This is a genomic window from Nocardia sp. N2S4-5, from assembly GCF_044628355.1.
GTDB lineage: Bacteria > Actinomycetota > Actinomycetes > Mycobacteriales > Mycobacteriaceae > Nocardia > Nocardia wallacei_B.
Genome location: NZ_JBIUPM010000001.1, coordinates 1,630,720 through 1,645,333 on the forward strand (window position 1 = coordinate 1,630,720; position 14,614 = coordinate 1,645,333).

Consider the following 14,614-nt stretch of genomic DNA (forward strand, 5'->3'; position numbering starts at 1 on the left):
GCCGGTCCGCCTCAACCCGCCGTGCTGCTCTGCGGGGGCAGCTGGGGTAGTGGCCGGTCGTAGAGCCAGGCCGCCCACAGCGGGCGCAGGGACGCGGTGCTGTAATGACCGGCCAGGTCGGCGAATTCCTCGGTGTCGACCGAGGAGTGGCGGTATCGGGCCGTCCATTCGCGGAGCAGGCCGAAGAATTTGGCGTCGCCGAGTTCGAGGCGGAGGGTGTGCAGGGTGAGCGCGCCGCGCTTGTAGACGCGATCGTCGAACATCAGGCCCGGTCCCGGATCGCCGACCACGATGTCCTGGGGGCTGCGGGCCAGATTGTGCCGGGCCGCGCGGGCCAGCTGGTCGGCGCTCGGGCCGCCCGCGGCCTCCGACCAGATCCACTCCGCGTAGCAGGCGAAGCCCTCGTGCAGCCAGATATCGCGCCACTGCCGCACCGTGAGGCTGTTGCCGAACCACTGGTGGGCCAGCTCGTGGGCGATCAGCCGTTCCGCGCCGCGCCGGCCGTCGCAGTGGTTGGCGCCGAAGATCGACAGGCCCTGCGCCTCGATCGGGATCTCCAGTTCGTCGTCGGTCACCACCACCGTGTAGCCCTCGAAAGGGTAGGGCCCGAACCGTTCCCGGAATTCCGCCATCATCCGCGGCTGCCGCTCGAAGTCGTGCTCGAAGGCCGTGCGCAGCCGCGGCGGGACCAGCGCGTGCATCGGCACGTCGGCACCGTGCGCCGACCCGACGCGGTATCGCCGGTACGGGCCGATCTGGATGGTCGCCAGGTAGCTCGACATCGGTTCCGGCTGCTCGTAGACCCAGGTGGTCTGGCTGGCCTTGGTCTGCTTGCGGATCAGCGTGCCGTTGGCGACGGCGTAGTAGGGCGAGTCGGTGGTGATCGAAATCCGGTAGCTCGCTTTGGAACTCGGGTGATCGTCGCAGGGGAACCAGGAGGCGGCGCCGTTGGGCTGGCTGGCCACCAGCGCGCCGTCGGTCAATTCCTCCCAGCCGACCTCGCCCCACGGACCGCGCACCGGCCGCGGGGTGCCCGCGTATTGGACGACGATGGCGAGCACGCCGCCCGCCGGAATCTTCTGCGCCGGTGTGACCGTCAGCTTCCCGCGCTGATGCGCGTACTTGGCCCTCGCGCCGTTGACGAAAACCTTGGTGACACTCAGTGATTGGGACAGATCCAGGGCGAAGCGGGAACTCATCGCGGTGGTCACCGCGGTGATCGCGGCCCGGCCCGACAGCCGGTTGCTCGACACCTTGTAGACCAGTTCCAGCTCGTAGCGCGACACCCGGTAGCCGCGGTTGCCGTTCTGCGGCAGGTACTCGTCGATGGGTACCTCGTAGAACTTGTCACCCATCACGCCGCGCCCTCCGGCCAGGGCGCGATCGGGTTACCCTGCCAGCGAGTCGAGGACGGCACGGTGTCGCCGCGCATCACCAGGGACGCCGGGCCGACGGTCGCGCCGGTGCCGATCCGCGCCGCCGGCAGCGCCACGCAATGCGGGCCGAGAGTGGCGCCCGCCTCCAGAGTCACCGTGTCCATGGCCATGATCCGATCATGGAACAGGTGGGTCTGCACCACACACCCGCGTTCCACGGTCGCGCCGTCGCCGAGGGTCACCAGGTCGGCCTCGGGCAGCCAGTACGACTCGCACCACACCCCGCGCCCGATCGTCGCGCCGAGCCCGCGCAGCCAGACGTTCATCACCGCGGTGCCGGTGGCCGCGCGCGCGAACCACGGCGCCGCAACGGTTTCCACGAACGCGTCGGATACCTCGTTGCGCCACACGAACGAACTCCACAGCGGGTGTTCGACTTTCGCGATGCGCCCGACCATCAGCCACTTCGCCGCCACCGCGCAGGCGCCGGCGAAGCCGCCCGCGACGAGCAGCACCACACCGGACAGCATTGCCGCGAACCAGTATCCGGGCCCCTGTGCCAGCGCGGCCAGCGCGAACAACACTCCGAGCCCGATGCCGAAGGTGACCATCACCGGGAACAGGCGGCAGGTCTCCACGATCCCGCGTGCGACCCGCAGCCGCAGCGGCGGGTCGAACGTCCGGCCGGTGTCGGAGTCGCCCGCGGTGCGGCGCAACCGCACCGGCGGGCTGCCCAGCCACGACGATCCGGCCTTCGCCTTCTCCGGCGCGGCCGACAGCACCGCCACCAGCCCGTTCTTCGGGACCCGGCGGCCGGGCGCGGTCATTCCCGAATTGCCGAGGAAGGCCCGTTTGCCGACCTTCGCGTCGCCGATGTGCAGCCAGCCGCCGCCGAGTTCGTAACCGGCGACCATGGTGTCGTCGGCGAGGAACGCGCCGTCGGCGACGGTGGTGAACTTGGGTAGCAGCAGCACCGTGGACGCTTCGACGTTCTTGCCGATGCTCGCGCCGAGCAGGCGCAGCCACAACGGCGTCAGCAGGCTGGCGTAGAGCGGGAAGAGGAAGGTGCGCGCCGAGTCCATCAGTCGCTCGGTCGACCACGCCTGCCAGCCGACCCGGCTGCGGACCGGGTGATAGCCCTCGGTCAGCCCGATGGACAGCAGCCGGACCGCGACGAGGGTGGCGGCGGCGAAGACCGCCAGGCTCAGCAGTGTCGCGACGGGAAGGATCAGGAACGCGTCGGCGACCGCGCCCGGCAGCGTGCGGTCGTCGCGGATCCACCACGCGATGAACGCGCCGCCGGCGGCCAGCCCGGCGATCGGCATGGCGGCCAGCGCCATCGAGGTCAGGCCGAAAATCACTACCCAGTGCACGGCGCGCGGCGGGGTGCCGGCGGGCCAGCGGCGCTCGGCCTTGCCGATCTTCGTCGCGGGCGAGCCGGCCCACTCCTGTCCGGCCTTCACCTTGCCGAAGACCGCGGAACCCGGTGCCACCACGGCATTCTTGCCGATCACCGCACCGGGCAGCAGCGTGGAACGCGATCCCACCACCGCGCCCGCGCCGATGCGGACCGCGCCGATGTGCACGCGGTCCCCGTCGATCCAGTAGCCCGCCAGATCCACCTCCGGTTCGACGCTGCAACCGTCGCCGAGTTCCAGCAGACCGGTCACCGGCGGCAGGGTGTGCAGGTCGACACCCTTGCCGACCCGGGCGCCCAGCGCTCGCGCGAACGGCACCATCCACGGTGCGCCGGACAGGTTCTCGGCGCCGCTGGCCTCCGACAGCCGCACCGCCGCCCACAGCCGCAGGTGCACCGAGCCGCCGCGCGGATAGCTGCCCGGCCCGACGCCCCGCAGCAGCAGCCGGGCGCCCGCGACGCAGATCGCCATGCGGCCCGGCGGCGAGATGAACAGCACGAAGCCGAGCAGCGCCCACCACCAGGACAGGCCCGGCATCCACGGGATCGCGCCGAACGAGCTCGCGACATTGGTGACGATGCCCAGCCAGGTCAGCCATTGCAGGCCGGTCAGCGTGGTGAGCGGTATCAGGGCCAGTAGTTGCGCCCATTGCGCGCGGCGCGGGGTCGGGGTGACCACGCGCGGTGCGACCTCGGCCACCGGTGCGGCGGACTCCAACAGCTCGGCGAGCGCGCCCAGCCGGGGATGGTCGTACAGGTCGGCGACGGTGATCTGCGAGAACCGAGCGCGCAACGCGGTCACCAGTTGCGCCGCGGCGAGTGAGCCGCCCCCGAGGTCGAAGAAGTCCGCGTCAGGGCCGCTCACCTCGGCGCCGAGGATCGAATTCCACTGTCCCGCAATCCATTGCGCCGTCTCGCTCAGGCCCGCGGCGGGTTCCTGGGCGGATTTCGCACCCGGTAGCGGCCACGGCAGCGCGTCGCGATCCACCTTTCCCGAGGTGCGCGTGGGTAATTCGCCGAGGACGGCCAGGCGCGGCACGAGCGGCGCCGGGAGCTGTTCGGCGAGCAGGGTCCGGGCGTGCGCGACGTCGAACCCGGGATCGGCGACCGACAGGTAGCCGACGAGAATCCGGTTGCCCGCCTTGGTGGTTCGCACGGCCGCCGCGCCCGCGGTGACGCCGGGCAGGTGCTGGAGCGCGTTGTCGAGTTCGCCGAGTTCGATGCGGCGGCCGCCGATCTTCACCTGGTCGTCGGCGCGGCCGAGGAAGACCAGGCCCGCGCTCTCGTTGCGGACCAGGTCACCGCTGCGGTAGGCCCGCTGCCAGCCCAGAGTGGGCATGGGAGCGTACTTTTCGGCGTCCTTGGCGGGGTCGAGGTAGCGGGCCAGGCCCGCGCCGCCGATTACCAATTCACCGGATTCGCCCTCCCCCACCGGGTTTCCGCCCGAGTCGACGACGGCCAGGTCCCAGCCGTCCAGCGGCAGGCCGATGCGCACGGGCGGCTGTCCGGTCAGCCGGGCGGCGCAGGCGACGACGGTCGCCTCGGTCGGGCCGTAGGTGTTCCACACCTCGCGCGCCCCGGATCCGGCCAGGCGCTCGGCCAGTTCGGGCGGTACCGCCTCGCCGCCGAAGATCAGCAGCCGCACGGCGTCGAGGGCCTCGGCGGGCCACATCGCCGCCAGTGTCGGGACGGTCGAGACGACGGTGATCCGGCGGCGCACCAGCCACGGGCCCAGGTCCATGCCGCTGCGCACGAGCGCCCGCGGGGCCGGGACCAGGCAGGCGCCGTGCCGCCATGCCAGCCACATCTCCTCGCAGGAGGCGTCGAACGCCACCGAGAGCCCGGCCAATACCCGGTCGTCCGGGCCGAGTGGCGCGTCCGGCAGGAACAGGCGGGCCTCGGCGTCGACGAAGGCGGCGGCGTTGCGGTGCGTGACCGCGACGCCCTTCGGCGTGCCGGTGGAGCCGGAGGTGAAGATGATCCACGCGTCGTCGTCCGGGTCCGGGGACGCGGTGGTCCCCGGGCGGGCGGCGGTGGTGTCGCCGTGCGGGACCACCCCGTCGGCGGTCACGATCGCGCTGACCCCGGCCTCGCCGAAGACCAGGCGCGCGCGTTCGTCCGGATCGTCGGCGTCGACCGGGACGTAGGCGGCTCCCGCGTGCAGCACGGCGAGAATCGTGACGTACAGCTCGCCGGTGCCCGACGGGATGCGCACGCCCACCCGGTCGCCGGCCCGCACACCCGCCTCGCGCAGCCGGTCCACGGTGTCGTCGATCTCCGCCAGCAGTTCGGCGTAGCTGAGGGTGTCGGTGCCGTCGTCGATCGCGGGCGCGTCGGGATGGTCCAGCGCCGTCTCGGCCAGGATGTCGACCAGGGTGCGGGGCGACGCGGCGAATGCCGACCGCAGCAGTGGAGACGGCGCGGCGGACGCCGCGGTCTCCGAGACCTCCGGCTGGAGTATCACGTCCCTGTTCACCTTTCCGATCGGCCCCCACCTGTGCGCTGTGGTTGTCTCACGCCAGGGTTACCGATGTGCAAACGCCACGCTTACGGTGTCCCACTCGTCGCCGGGCAAGACCCCGCCGGCCGCGTACGCGGCCGATTTGCCCGAACCATTCTTCCAGGTCGCGACATACCCCGCGCTCGCGGTGCGGTCGCACGGCGCGCCACCGAGACGGTCCCGCCCCCGTCCGTTGCCATCCGCGACCCGCGCTCAGCCCCGCCCGCACCCCGCACCACCAACACCCGTACCAGGCCCGACTCGGGTCCACCACGCTCGTCGGCCTAACACAGCCCGGCCGTGTGACGTCCCGCTACCGCGTTACCGCCCCGGCGAGTTGCTATCGCGGACATCACAATCGGCGGCCGAGATGACCCGGACCCGCCGACATTCCCGGAGAAGTTTCGGGTCACGATACGCCCGTCGAACCAGGCCACACGCACGCCGCCGGGAGCCAGTCACACAGGTCCGCCACCGAGGCCAGGCCACACGGGTACCCGTCACATGGATACGCCGCCGGGACCGGACCACACGCACACGCCGCCGAAACCGACCCACGGGATACGTTGCCGAGGCCAGACCACACGGGCCGCAGGGTTACGCGGGTTTGCGTAGGGCGGCGGTGAACATCGCGTCGGTGCCGTGCAGGTGGGGCCACAGCTGGGCGGCGGGGCCGTCGCCGAGGTCGGTGACGCCGGGGAACAGGGTGCGGGTGTCGAGTTGCTCGGCGTTGGTGCGGCGGACCAGGTCGCCGATGACCGCGACGGTCTCGGGGAGGTGTGGCGAGCAGGTCGAGTAGACCACCACGCCGCCCGGGCGCAGCAGATCCCAAGCGGCGGTGAGTAGTTCGCGCTGGAGGACCGTGAGGTCGCGGACGTCGGCCGGGGTGCGGCGCCAGCGGGCCTCGGGGCGCCTGCGCAATGCGCCGAGGCCGGTGCAGGGCGCGTCGACGAGGATGCGATCGTAACCGGGGGTGAGGCCGCTGGCGCGGCCGTCGGTCACGTGCACCGTGACCGGCAGGCCGCCGGTCGCCTTGCGCACCAGTTCGGCGCGGTGTTCGGCCGGTTCGACGGCGTCGACACGGTATCCGTCGATATCGGCGAGGGCACCGAGCAGCGCCGTTTTGCCGCCTGGTCCCGCGCACAGGTCCAGCCAGCGGCCGGTGTCGGGGCCGTGCAGCGGGGCGCGGGCCAGCGCCAGCGCCACCAGCTGGCTGCCCTCGTCCTGCACGGCCGCCATGCCCGCGCGCACCGGCTCCAGCTTGCCGGGATCGCCGCCCTCGAGGTGAACGGCGTACGGCGACCACGGACCGACCTCGCCGCCCGTGACGAGGGCCAGTTCCTCGGCGGTGATGTCGCCGGGCCGGGCCACCAGGTGTACGGCCGGGCGCTCGTCGTCGGCGGCCAGCAGGTCGCGCAGTTCCTCGGCACGGGCGCCGAGCGCGTCCGCGAATGCCTGCGCGATCCACTTCGGATGGGCGTACTCGAAGGCCAAGTGCCCCAGTGGATCCCGCGGCGCCAGCCGATCGACCCACTCCTCCGGCGTGCGCTCCCCCGCTCGCCGCAGTACGGCATTCACGAAACCCGCCTTGCCACTACCGAATTCGGCACGCACCAGTTCCACCGAAGTATCCACGGCCGCATGCGCACCGACCCGCGTCCGCAGCAGCTGATACACGCCGAGCCGCAACACATCCAGCAGCGGCCCGTCGATATCATCGACGCCCCGCCCGGCACAATCCGCGATCACCGCATCCAGCACCCCCATCGCCCGGCAGGCCCCATACGCCAATTCGGTGGCAAACGCCGCGTCCCGCCCCTCGACCCGCCGCTCCCGAAGCAGCCCGGGCAACACGAGATTCGCATACGCATCCCGCTCCCGCACGGCCCGCAACACATCCCGCGCCACCACCCGAGCCGGATCCCCCGCCACCCCACCCCGCCGCCCGGAACGACCTTTCCCCCGCCCATCATCCGCTCGCCGAGCCTGCGGCCCCGCCTTGCCGCCGGTCTGCCGAGATGGCGAATCCTGCGCCTGGTCAGCGCGGCGGCGCTGAGGCCCGCGGGCATCGTCCGACCGCGGTGGTCGCGGTGCGCGGGCTTCGTTCTGCCGGGAGCCTTTTCCGCGGGCGTTCGGATTACGCCGTCCCGCAGCATCTTCGGGGCGGGTCACTCGACCACCGCGCCGGGCTGGAGGCGGGCGCCGCGGGCCCAGTCGAGGGCGGGCATCATGCGTTTGCCTTGTGGCTGAACCTGATCCAGGCGGACCGCGGTGGTGGCGGTGCCGATGTAGACGCCGGTTTTGCGGATGTCGATCGACCGGGCGGGCAGGGTGTCCTCGACGAGTTCCACCGGACCCAGTTTGAGGCGTTTGCCGTCCACTTCGGTCCAGGCGCCGGGCGCGGGGGTGACGGCGCGGATGCGACGACCGACCGCCAGGGCCGGTTGGTCCCAGCGGATGTGCCCGGCATCCGAGTCGATCTTGGGCGCGTAGGAGACGCCGTCGGTGGCCTGCGGGACCGCGTGCACGGTGCCGTCCTCGATGCCGTCGAGGGTCGATTCCAGCAGGCGCGCACCGGTTTCCGCGAGCCTGCCCAGCAGGGTCCCGGCGGTGTCGGCGACGCCGATCTTCTCCGTCACCACGCCGAAGACCGGGCCGGTGTCCAGCCCGGCCTCGATCTGGAAGGTCGACGCACCGGTGATCTCGTCACCGGCCAGGATCGCCGCCTGCACCGGCGCGGCGCCACGCCAGGCCGGGAGCAGTGAGAAGTGCAGATTCACCCAGCCGTGCCGGGGAATGTCGAGCACTCGCTGGGGCAGCAGCGCGCCGTAGGCCACCACCGGGCAGCAGTCCGGCGCCAGCTCGGTGAGCCGCTCGACGAATTCGGGTTCCGCGGGCTTGTTCGGCGTCAGCACTTCGATGCCGTGCTCGTCGGCCAGCCGTCCGACCGGCGACCGGGTGACCTTGCGTCCGCGACCGGCCACGGCGTCGGGGCGGGTCACCACGGCCACGACCTCGTGCCGCGACGACTCGATCAGCTGCCGCAGCGACGGCACCGCGGGTTCCGGCGTGCCGGCGAATACCAGGCGCATCAGCGGCCCCGTCCCGCCGCCGCGGCGCGGGTGGCCGACACTTCGGCCGCCGACATCACCGTCTTCCCGGCGCCGAACCAGTCCGATTCCCGCACGGCGCGCATGGCCTCCTTGCGGGTCGCGGCGTCCAGCCGATCCAGGTACAGCACGCCGTCGAGATGGTCGGTCTCGTGCTGGACACACCGCGCCAGCAGGCCGTCGGCCTCGAATTCGACTGCGGCGCCGTCGAAATCGACGCCCCGGGCGATCACCCGCAACGCCCGGGTGACGTCGTAGCGCAGACCCGGAATCGACAGGCAGCCCTCCGGACCGGTCTGCTCCTCGGCGCCGATCACCTCGTAGGCCGGGTTCACCAGATGCCCCGCTCTCCGGGTGCCCGGACGGTCGAGCCCGGCACTGCTGGTGTCGTAGACGAACACCCGCAGGCCGACCCCGATCTGCGGCGCCGCCATCCCGACGCCACCGCTGCCGCGCATGGTGTCGGTCAGATCGGTCACCAGCTGGCGCAGTTCCCTGTCGAAAGTGGTGACCTCGTCCGCACGGGCACGCAGGACGGGATCGCCGAACAGGCGAACGGGCTGGATGGTCACGTGCAACAACTCCCGGGCGAGTAAGGAAACGGTCGTCTCAGTTTACGAAGTCGGCGGCGGCGTGCCGCCGGGGTTCGCCCCGATCAGGTGTGCGCGCCCAGGACCACCTCGGGAATACCGGTCCCGAGCGGCACGAATCGGCACTCCGGAGGCCGCGCGTGCGCCGGATCCAGAACGTTGAGCAGCAGTTGCCACGCGAGCGGGTCGTAGACCAGATGGAAGTGCCCGGTCTGGTCGACCGGGCAGAGGTCCTGCAGCAGGATTTTCGTCACGTTCGGTCCGGTCAGCGCCATGCTGTCGTTCGGCTGGATCATCTCGTCGACCCGGCTGCCGATGGTGGTGTACCGCACGCCGGGCACCGTGTCCCCGCCGGAGTTCAGCGCCCGGATGAACGGCGACCCGGCGGCCTGCTGCACCGCCGCCGGCGAGGTGAGCCGTTCGAACAGCCCCCACAGGCCCGGAATGGAATCGGCCACGCGGACCAGGCCGTACATATCGCCGCCATGACTCGGCGAGGCGAGGCCCACCCATTGACCGACCGCGGCGGCCCCGCCGAGTTTGTTCAGGTAGTAGCGGGTCACGTTGGCGCCCTGCGAGAATCCGACGAGGTCCACTCGCGGCGCGCCGGTCGCCGTCCGCACCCACTCGACGAACTCGCCGACCTGCCGCGCCGACAGCCACATGTCCTCGGTGCCGAAGTCACGGATCGCGCCCGGTTTACCCCCGTAGTTCAGGGCGAAGACGCAGTAGCCGGCCTGGGCGAGCACCGGTCCGACGCCGGCCCAGTCGGTGTAGGCAGAGGCGTCGGTGCCGTGCGCGAGCACTACCGGGCGCGGGTGTTCGGCGCTGGGGCGACAGGCGAAATCATTGGTCCCGCCGGGCGTGGCGGCGGGATGGGCCTTCATGTACCAGGCGGCCGTCAAGTGTTCCGGTTGCGGCGGGCCGGGCTCGGTGGGGACCACCGGCGGGCGATAGTCGGGCGGCGCGGCCGGGTCGGCGACGGCAGGCGCGCCGGCGCCGAGCGCCAGCGCGCACACCGTCGCGCCCGTCACCGCGATGTGCCACCACTGTGAGACCTCCCGAAATCCGCGGCGCCGCTGTTGTCCCATTGCACGAATCATTCCCCACGCCGGTGGCAAATGGTCCGCGCACTACGGTGTTTCGCCGCCGTCAGTTTCCGGGGGCGGTGTCGTCGTCGGCGAGGATCCGGTACAGCGAGCGGCGCGTCTCGGTGAGCACCTCGGCCGCCTTGGCCGCCTGTTCCGGTGTGCCGGCCCGCGCCACCTGGGCGACCGCGCCCATCAGCTGGCCGACCAGTTCGCGCAGGTCCAGCGCTTGGTCGCCGACGCCGTCACGGACCTCCTGCCAGGGATCGCCGAGTTCGTCGCGACGGGACTCCACATACTCGGTGCCCGCGTCGGTGAGCTTGGCGGTCTTGCGCCCGGCGACCTTCTCGATGAGTACCAGGCCCTCGTCCTCGAGCTGCGACAACGCCGGGTAGATCGATCCCGGGCTGGGACGCCAGACGTCCTCGCTGCGCTCGCGGATCTGCTGGATCAGTTCGTAGCCGTGCATCGGCCGTTCCTGCAGCAGCAGCAGGATCGCCGCGCGAACATCACCGCGCCGCCCCCGGCCACCACGACCGCGACCACGACCGAACGGGCCGCCGGGTCCGAAACCGGGACCGAACTCCGGGCCGAACGGTCCGAAACCGGGACCGAAACCGTGCGGGCCGTGCCCGCCACGCGGATGGCGGCGGAACTGCTCGCGCCCACCGGGCCGCGGACCACGCCGGCGACCGCGCATTTCCATGTTCTCCATGTTTTCCATGGCTGTGCCTCCTCAGGCTTGTTCGTTCTTTGACAACATCGACGATATATCGGCAATGCATCTTCGACAAGAGTGAGGTGGGACACAAACCAACCGGATGCTCCGATCAGGCGGCCGGGATCCAACTGCCGTGGAATCCGGCGGGGACCCGATGCGGCAGCTGGACGCTCGCGACCGTCTCGAGGGTTCCGGCGTCGAGGATCGCCAATTCGCTGCGATCGCTCGGAGCGTCGTACACGAAGCCCATCAGCACCCCGTCGTCCTCCGCGGCATCCGGCCCGGAGGCCTGGAACACGAACTCGCCCAACCCCTTTCCCGCACCGAACGAGCGCTGTGCGGTGACGCCGGTGACGAGGTCGTGCTTGTAGAGCACCGAATCGCCGTCGCCGCCACCGCGGACCGCCGGCGCGTACCCGTAGCGATGCCGTTTGCCGACGCGGCGCTCATCAATGCGCGGAAACTCCTGCGCCCGGTCGTCGAAGCGGTGCTGCCGGACCTTCCCCGCGTTCAGGTCGACCTCCCAGCGGTCCAGGGTCGGCGCGCCGTCGCTGGGGCCGAGGCGGTCGGTGTCGAACATCTTGGGATGGCGCACCACGTCCAGTACGACGGTGTCGCCGTCGTCGTAGGCGTTGAGCGGATGGAAGACGTAGCAGGGCTCGATCTCGAACCAGCGGACGTCGGCATTGCCGCCCTCGCGCGGCATGATCCCGATCCTGGCCTGGTAGCGGGGATTCCACGCGTACGGGAGGCGTCGATCCCGGGGCGGCTCGTGCCGCTGCGACACCGGCGGATTCGGCAGCCGGATCCGGCCGATCAGCGCGGACAGCAGCAGCCGCGCCGGCAACCGCAACCCGCGCGGAACCGCCATCTCGGCCGACAGTCTGGGATCCAGCGTCACCGGGAGGTCGTAGAGCACCACGTACTTCTCGGTCAGCGAGAAGTCGTGCATCATCGGCGCGCCGCCGACCTGGATGTCGACGGTGCGCCGAGCCCGGCCGTCCGTACCGATCACCGAGTACCGCACGGTATTTCCGGACCGGAAGGAGTACGACACCGCGTGCAGTTCGCCGGTATCGGGGTCGCGTTTGGGGTGGGCGGTGTACCCGCCGCTGAGCGTGCCGCCGAAATCGCAGACCCCGGTCGTCTCCAGTTCCTCGGTCAGCTCGTAATTGGCCAGGCCCGCCTCGACCAGCGCCAGGGTCCGCCCGGCATGCCCGATGACATTCGTGTTCGCCCCGATGCCCGACACTCCGCGGACCACCGGCGTCTCGCCCAACGCGACGGAGGTGACCGGGCCGCGAACCCAGCGGTTGCGATACCACTCCGCCCGTCCGTCGCGCAGGCGTATCCCGTGCACCATGCCGTCACCGGAAAACCAGTGGTACAGAGCGGGATCCAGCTCACCGACCGGGTTCGGGCCGTTGCGCAGATACCTGCCGTCGAGGTGGTCCGGAACGGCGCCCGTGACCGGGAGATCGGTCAACGTGTATTCGCGCTGCACGGGGGCGAAAACGCCCTCGAGGTAGCGATTGCCCATATCAAGCTCCCCACAGAAACATAACCGAGTTATGTGGCTTAGGATAACCTCGTTATGGAGGTGAGGCAATCGTGAATTCCCGCTCGGACGCCGCGACCCGACGCCGAGGCGCGGCCATGCGCGACCGGCTGGTGGAGTCCGGCCTGCGGCTGCTCGAGGAGGGCGGGCCCGAGGCCCTGCAGACCCGGCGGGTGGCGGCCGCGGCCGGCGCCTCCACGATGACGGTCTACACGCATTTCGGTGGCATGAACGGCCTGCTGAAAGCCGTTGCGGCCGAAGCGTTCACGCAGTTCGGCGTGGCATTGGCCGGGACGCCGCCCACCGACGACCCGGTCGCCGACTTCTTCGCCATGGGCTACGCCTACCGCCGTTACGCGCTGGCCAGCCCGCAGCGATACCGGCTGATGTTCGGCCTCACCGCGGAGCAGACCGAGCATCCGCTGGACCGCGATTTCACCGCCGGGCCGGTCGCCGAGGCCGTCGGCGCGGAGACCTTCGAGCAGTTGGTGGGCGCCGTCGAGCGGATGATCGACGGCGGGCATCTGGCTCCCGCACCCGCCCGGCAGACGGCGGCACGGGTATGGGCCCTCATGCACGGCACGGTCATGCTGGATCTGAGCGGCTACCTGGGCGCCGAGAACAGCAGTCTGACAACGGTTCTCGGCCCCGCGACGGTGGATCTCCTGGTCGGCATGGGCGGCACGCGCGCCGAGATCGAACGGTCCCTGGAGCGGGCCGGCACGCTGATCGCCCGGGATTGAGCGCTACGCCGCGGCGAGGTCGTCGATCCAGCGTTCCAGGCGGCGGCCCTCGACCGCCATCAGCTCCGGATCACGGAAAGTATTGGTGAGCAACGAGATTCCCTGGTACGAAGCCACCAGGGCGACGGCCAACTGATCGGCGTCGGCACGGCCCATGGCCTCGAACTGCGCCCGCGCCCAGTCGATCAACCGTCCCATGACCTCGGCCATTTCCTCGTCCAGTCCGTCGGCCCGCTTGTCCAGTTCGGCGGCCAGAGTGCCGGAGGGACAACCGAATCGGGCCGCGATATCGCGCTGGTCGACCCAGCCCCGGATCAGCGCCTTGAGCCGGTCGGCCGGGGCGTCGTGGCGCTCGAGCTCGGCGATCAGCTCGCGCAGGTAGTCGTCGTGCGCCCCGATCGCCGCCCGCACCAGCTGATCCTTGGTCTTGAAGTAGTAGTAGACGTTGCCGACCGGCACATCGGCCACGCTCGCGATGTCGGCGATGGTCGTCTTCTCCACGCCGCGCTCGTGGAAGACCTGCGCCGCCGCCGCGACGAGCCGCTCGCGCTTCCCGCGCTTCGCCTTCTCCACTGAGTTGGTCACCCAACTAACTATAGACAAACAGCGGTCGCGGGCCCTACTGTCGATTTAGTCAGCCAACTAACTCAGGAGTCGAACAATGATCGTGGTGACCGGAGCGACCGGAAACATCGGGCGCACTCTCGTGCCGCTCCTCGCCGACGCGGGCGAGAAGGTGGTGGCGGTGTCGCGCGGCAGTGCGGTGTCCTCGCCGGACGGGGTCGAGCATCGGCGCGCCGATCTCGCGCGGACAGCCGAGTTGGCGCCCGCGTTCGCCGGTGCCGATGCGCTGTTCCTGCTCCTCAGTGGCGAATTGGGGTTCACCGGTCCGGATCCGGCCGAGGTGGTCCGGATCGCCGCGGACGCCGGGGTGCGGCGGGTGGCGCTGGTGTCGTCGCTGTCGGTGGTGACACGGCCGGGACGGGTGTCCGCCACGCGCCTGGTGGATTTCGAGGCCGCGCTGCGGGACTCCGGACTGGAATGGACGGTGCTCCGGCCCGGCGGGTTCTTCTCCAACTCGTTCGCGTGGGCCGATTCCGTCCGCGCCGAGCGCTCGGTTTTCGCGCCGTTCGGCGATACCGGGCTGCCGCACGTCGACCCTGCCGACATCGCCGCCGTGGCCGCGGCGGCCCTGCGCTCGGGCGAGCATGCCGGGAAGGTCTACACCCTCACGGGCCCGCGCCTCGTCACGCCGCGCGAACAGGCCCGCGCCCTGGAGTCCGAACTCGGCGAGCCGGTGCGGTTCGCCGAGCTGACCCGGGCGCAGGCGTTCACCGCCATGACCGAGTTCATGCCGGGTCCCGTCGCCGAGGACACGCTGTCGATTCTCGGCGAGCCGACTCCGGCCGAACTCGCGATCAGCTCCGACGTCGAGCGCGTACTCGGCCGTCCCGCAACGGATTACGCCACCTGGGTGCGCGCCAATATCGCCGCCTTCCGCTGACGAGTCC

At 71.0% G+C, this 14,614-nt stretch carries 11 protein-coding genes; 2 read left to right on the forward strand and 9 right to left on the reverse strand.

What is annotated here, in order from left to right; genetic code table 11:
• Positions 1-11 precede the first annotated feature (11 nt).
• The 8 genes from ACFMRZ_RS07010 to ACFMRZ_RS07045 all read right to left on the reverse strand — a co-directional run bounded on the left by ACFMRZ_RS07010 (position 12) and on the right by ACFMRZ_RS07045 (position 12,342).
• Positions 12-1,355, reverse strand: a complete 1,344-nt coding sequence (locus ACFMRZ_RS07010; protein WP_400178394.1) for a M1 family metallopeptidase — start codon at positions 1,353-1,355, stop codon at positions 12-14.
• Positions 1,355-5,257 (reverse strand): Pls/PosA family non-ribosomal peptide synthetase, encoded by a 3,903-nt coding sequence (locus tag ACFMRZ_RS07015; protein ID WP_400178395.1) that lies wholly within the window; start codon positions 5,255-5,257, stop codon positions 1,355-1,357. Before ACFMRZ_RS07015 ends, ACFMRZ_RS07010 begins: the two co-directional genes overlap by 1 nt.
• Before the next feature lie 633 nt (positions 5,258-5,890).
• Positions 5,891-7,225, reverse strand: a complete 1,335-nt coding sequence (locus ACFMRZ_RS07020; protein ID WP_400178396.1) for an RsmB/NOP family class I SAM-dependent RNA methyltransferase — start codon at positions 7,223-7,225, stop codon at positions 5,891-5,893.
• 236 nt (positions 7,226-7,461) lie between these two features.
• The gene (fmt, locus tag ACFMRZ_RS07025) at positions 7,462-8,385 is read right to left on the reverse strand and encodes a methionyl-tRNA formyltransferase (protein ID WP_400178397.1); all 924 of its coding nucleotides are present in this window, start codon (positions 8,383-8,385) and stop codon (positions 7,462-7,464) included.
• Entirely contained in the window at positions 8,385-8,975 is a 591-nt protein-coding gene (gene def / locus ACFMRZ_RS07030) for a peptide deformylase (RefSeq protein WP_280366888.1), read from the reverse strand. Before def ends, fmt begins: the two co-directional genes overlap by 1 nt.
• A gap of 83 nt (positions 8,976-9,058) precedes the next feature.
• Positions 9,059-10,084, reverse strand: a complete 1,026-nt coding sequence (locus tag ACFMRZ_RS07035) for an esterase/lipase family protein (RefSeq protein WP_400178398.1) — start codon at positions 10,082-10,084, stop codon at positions 9,059-9,061.
• A gap of 61 nt (positions 10,085-10,145) precedes the next feature.
• On the reverse strand, positions 10,146-10,805 hold the full coding sequence (locus ACFMRZ_RS07040) for a PadR family transcriptional regulator (protein WP_400178399.1): 660 nt from the start codon (positions 10,803-10,805) through the stop codon (positions 10,146-10,148).
• 106 nt (positions 10,806-10,911) lie between these two features.
• Complete coding sequence (locus ACFMRZ_RS07045) at positions 10,912-12,342, reverse strand: carotenoid oxygenase family protein (RefSeq protein ID WP_400178401.1); 1,431 nt, start codon at positions 12,340-12,342, stop codon at positions 10,912-10,914.
• 71 nt (positions 12,343-12,413) lie between these two features.
• Between ACFMRZ_RS07045 and ACFMRZ_RS07050 the strand changes: the two genes are divergently transcribed.
• Positions 12,414-13,103 carry a TetR/AcrR family transcriptional regulator gene (locus ACFMRZ_RS07050; protein WP_400178402.1) on the forward strand — a complete coding sequence of 230 codons (690 nt, stop codon included), beginning with the start codon at positions 12,414-12,416 and terminating at the stop codon, positions 13,101-13,103.
• A 3-nt stretch (positions 13,104-13,106) separates the two neighbouring features.
• Here the strand turns inward: ACFMRZ_RS07050 and ACFMRZ_RS07055 are convergent, their stop codons facing one another.
• Positions 13,107-13,688 (reverse strand): TetR/AcrR family transcriptional regulator, encoded by a 582-nt coding sequence (locus ACFMRZ_RS07055; protein ID WP_400178403.1) that lies wholly within the window; start codon positions 13,686-13,688, stop codon positions 13,107-13,109.
• A gap of 76 nt (positions 13,689-13,764) precedes the next feature.
• Here ACFMRZ_RS07055 and ACFMRZ_RS07060 point away from each other — a divergent pair, with 76 nt between their 5' ends.
• Positions 13,765-14,607: an SDR family oxidoreductase gene (locus ACFMRZ_RS07060; RefSeq protein ID WP_400178404.1), complete on the forward strand. Its 843-nt coding sequence runs from the start codon at positions 13,765-13,767 to the stop codon at positions 14,605-14,607.
• Positions 14,608-14,614 lie beyond the last annotated feature (7 nt).

What these genes read in the sequence shown, in the direction of transcription:
- ACFMRZ_RS07010 (WP_400178394.1), bottom strand. Translation starts at nt 1,355, where the DNA reads ATGGGTGACAAGTTCTACGAGGTACCCATCGACGAGTACCTGCCGCAG.
- fmt (WP_400178397.1), bottom strand. Translation starts at nt 8,385, where the DNA reads ATGCGCCTGGTATTCGCCGGCACGCCGGAACCCGCGGTGCCGTCGCTG.
- ACFMRZ_RS07035 (WP_400178398.1), bottom strand. Translation starts at nt 10,084, where the DNA reads ATGGGACAACAGCGGCGCCGCGGATTTCGGGAGGTCTCACAGTGGTGG.
- ACFMRZ_RS07040 (WP_400178399.1), bottom strand. Translation starts at nt 10,805, where the DNA reads ATGGAAAACATGGAGAACATGGAAATGCGCGGTCGCCGGCGTGGTCCG.
- ACFMRZ_RS07045 (WP_400178401.1), bottom strand. Translation starts at nt 12,342, where the DNA reads ATGGGCAATCGCTACCTCGAGGGCGTTTTCGCCCCCGTGCAGCGCGAA.
- ACFMRZ_RS07060 (WP_400178404.1), top strand. Translation starts at nt 13,765, where the DNA reads ATGATCGTGGTGACCGGAGCGACCGGAAACATCGGGCGCACTCTCGTG.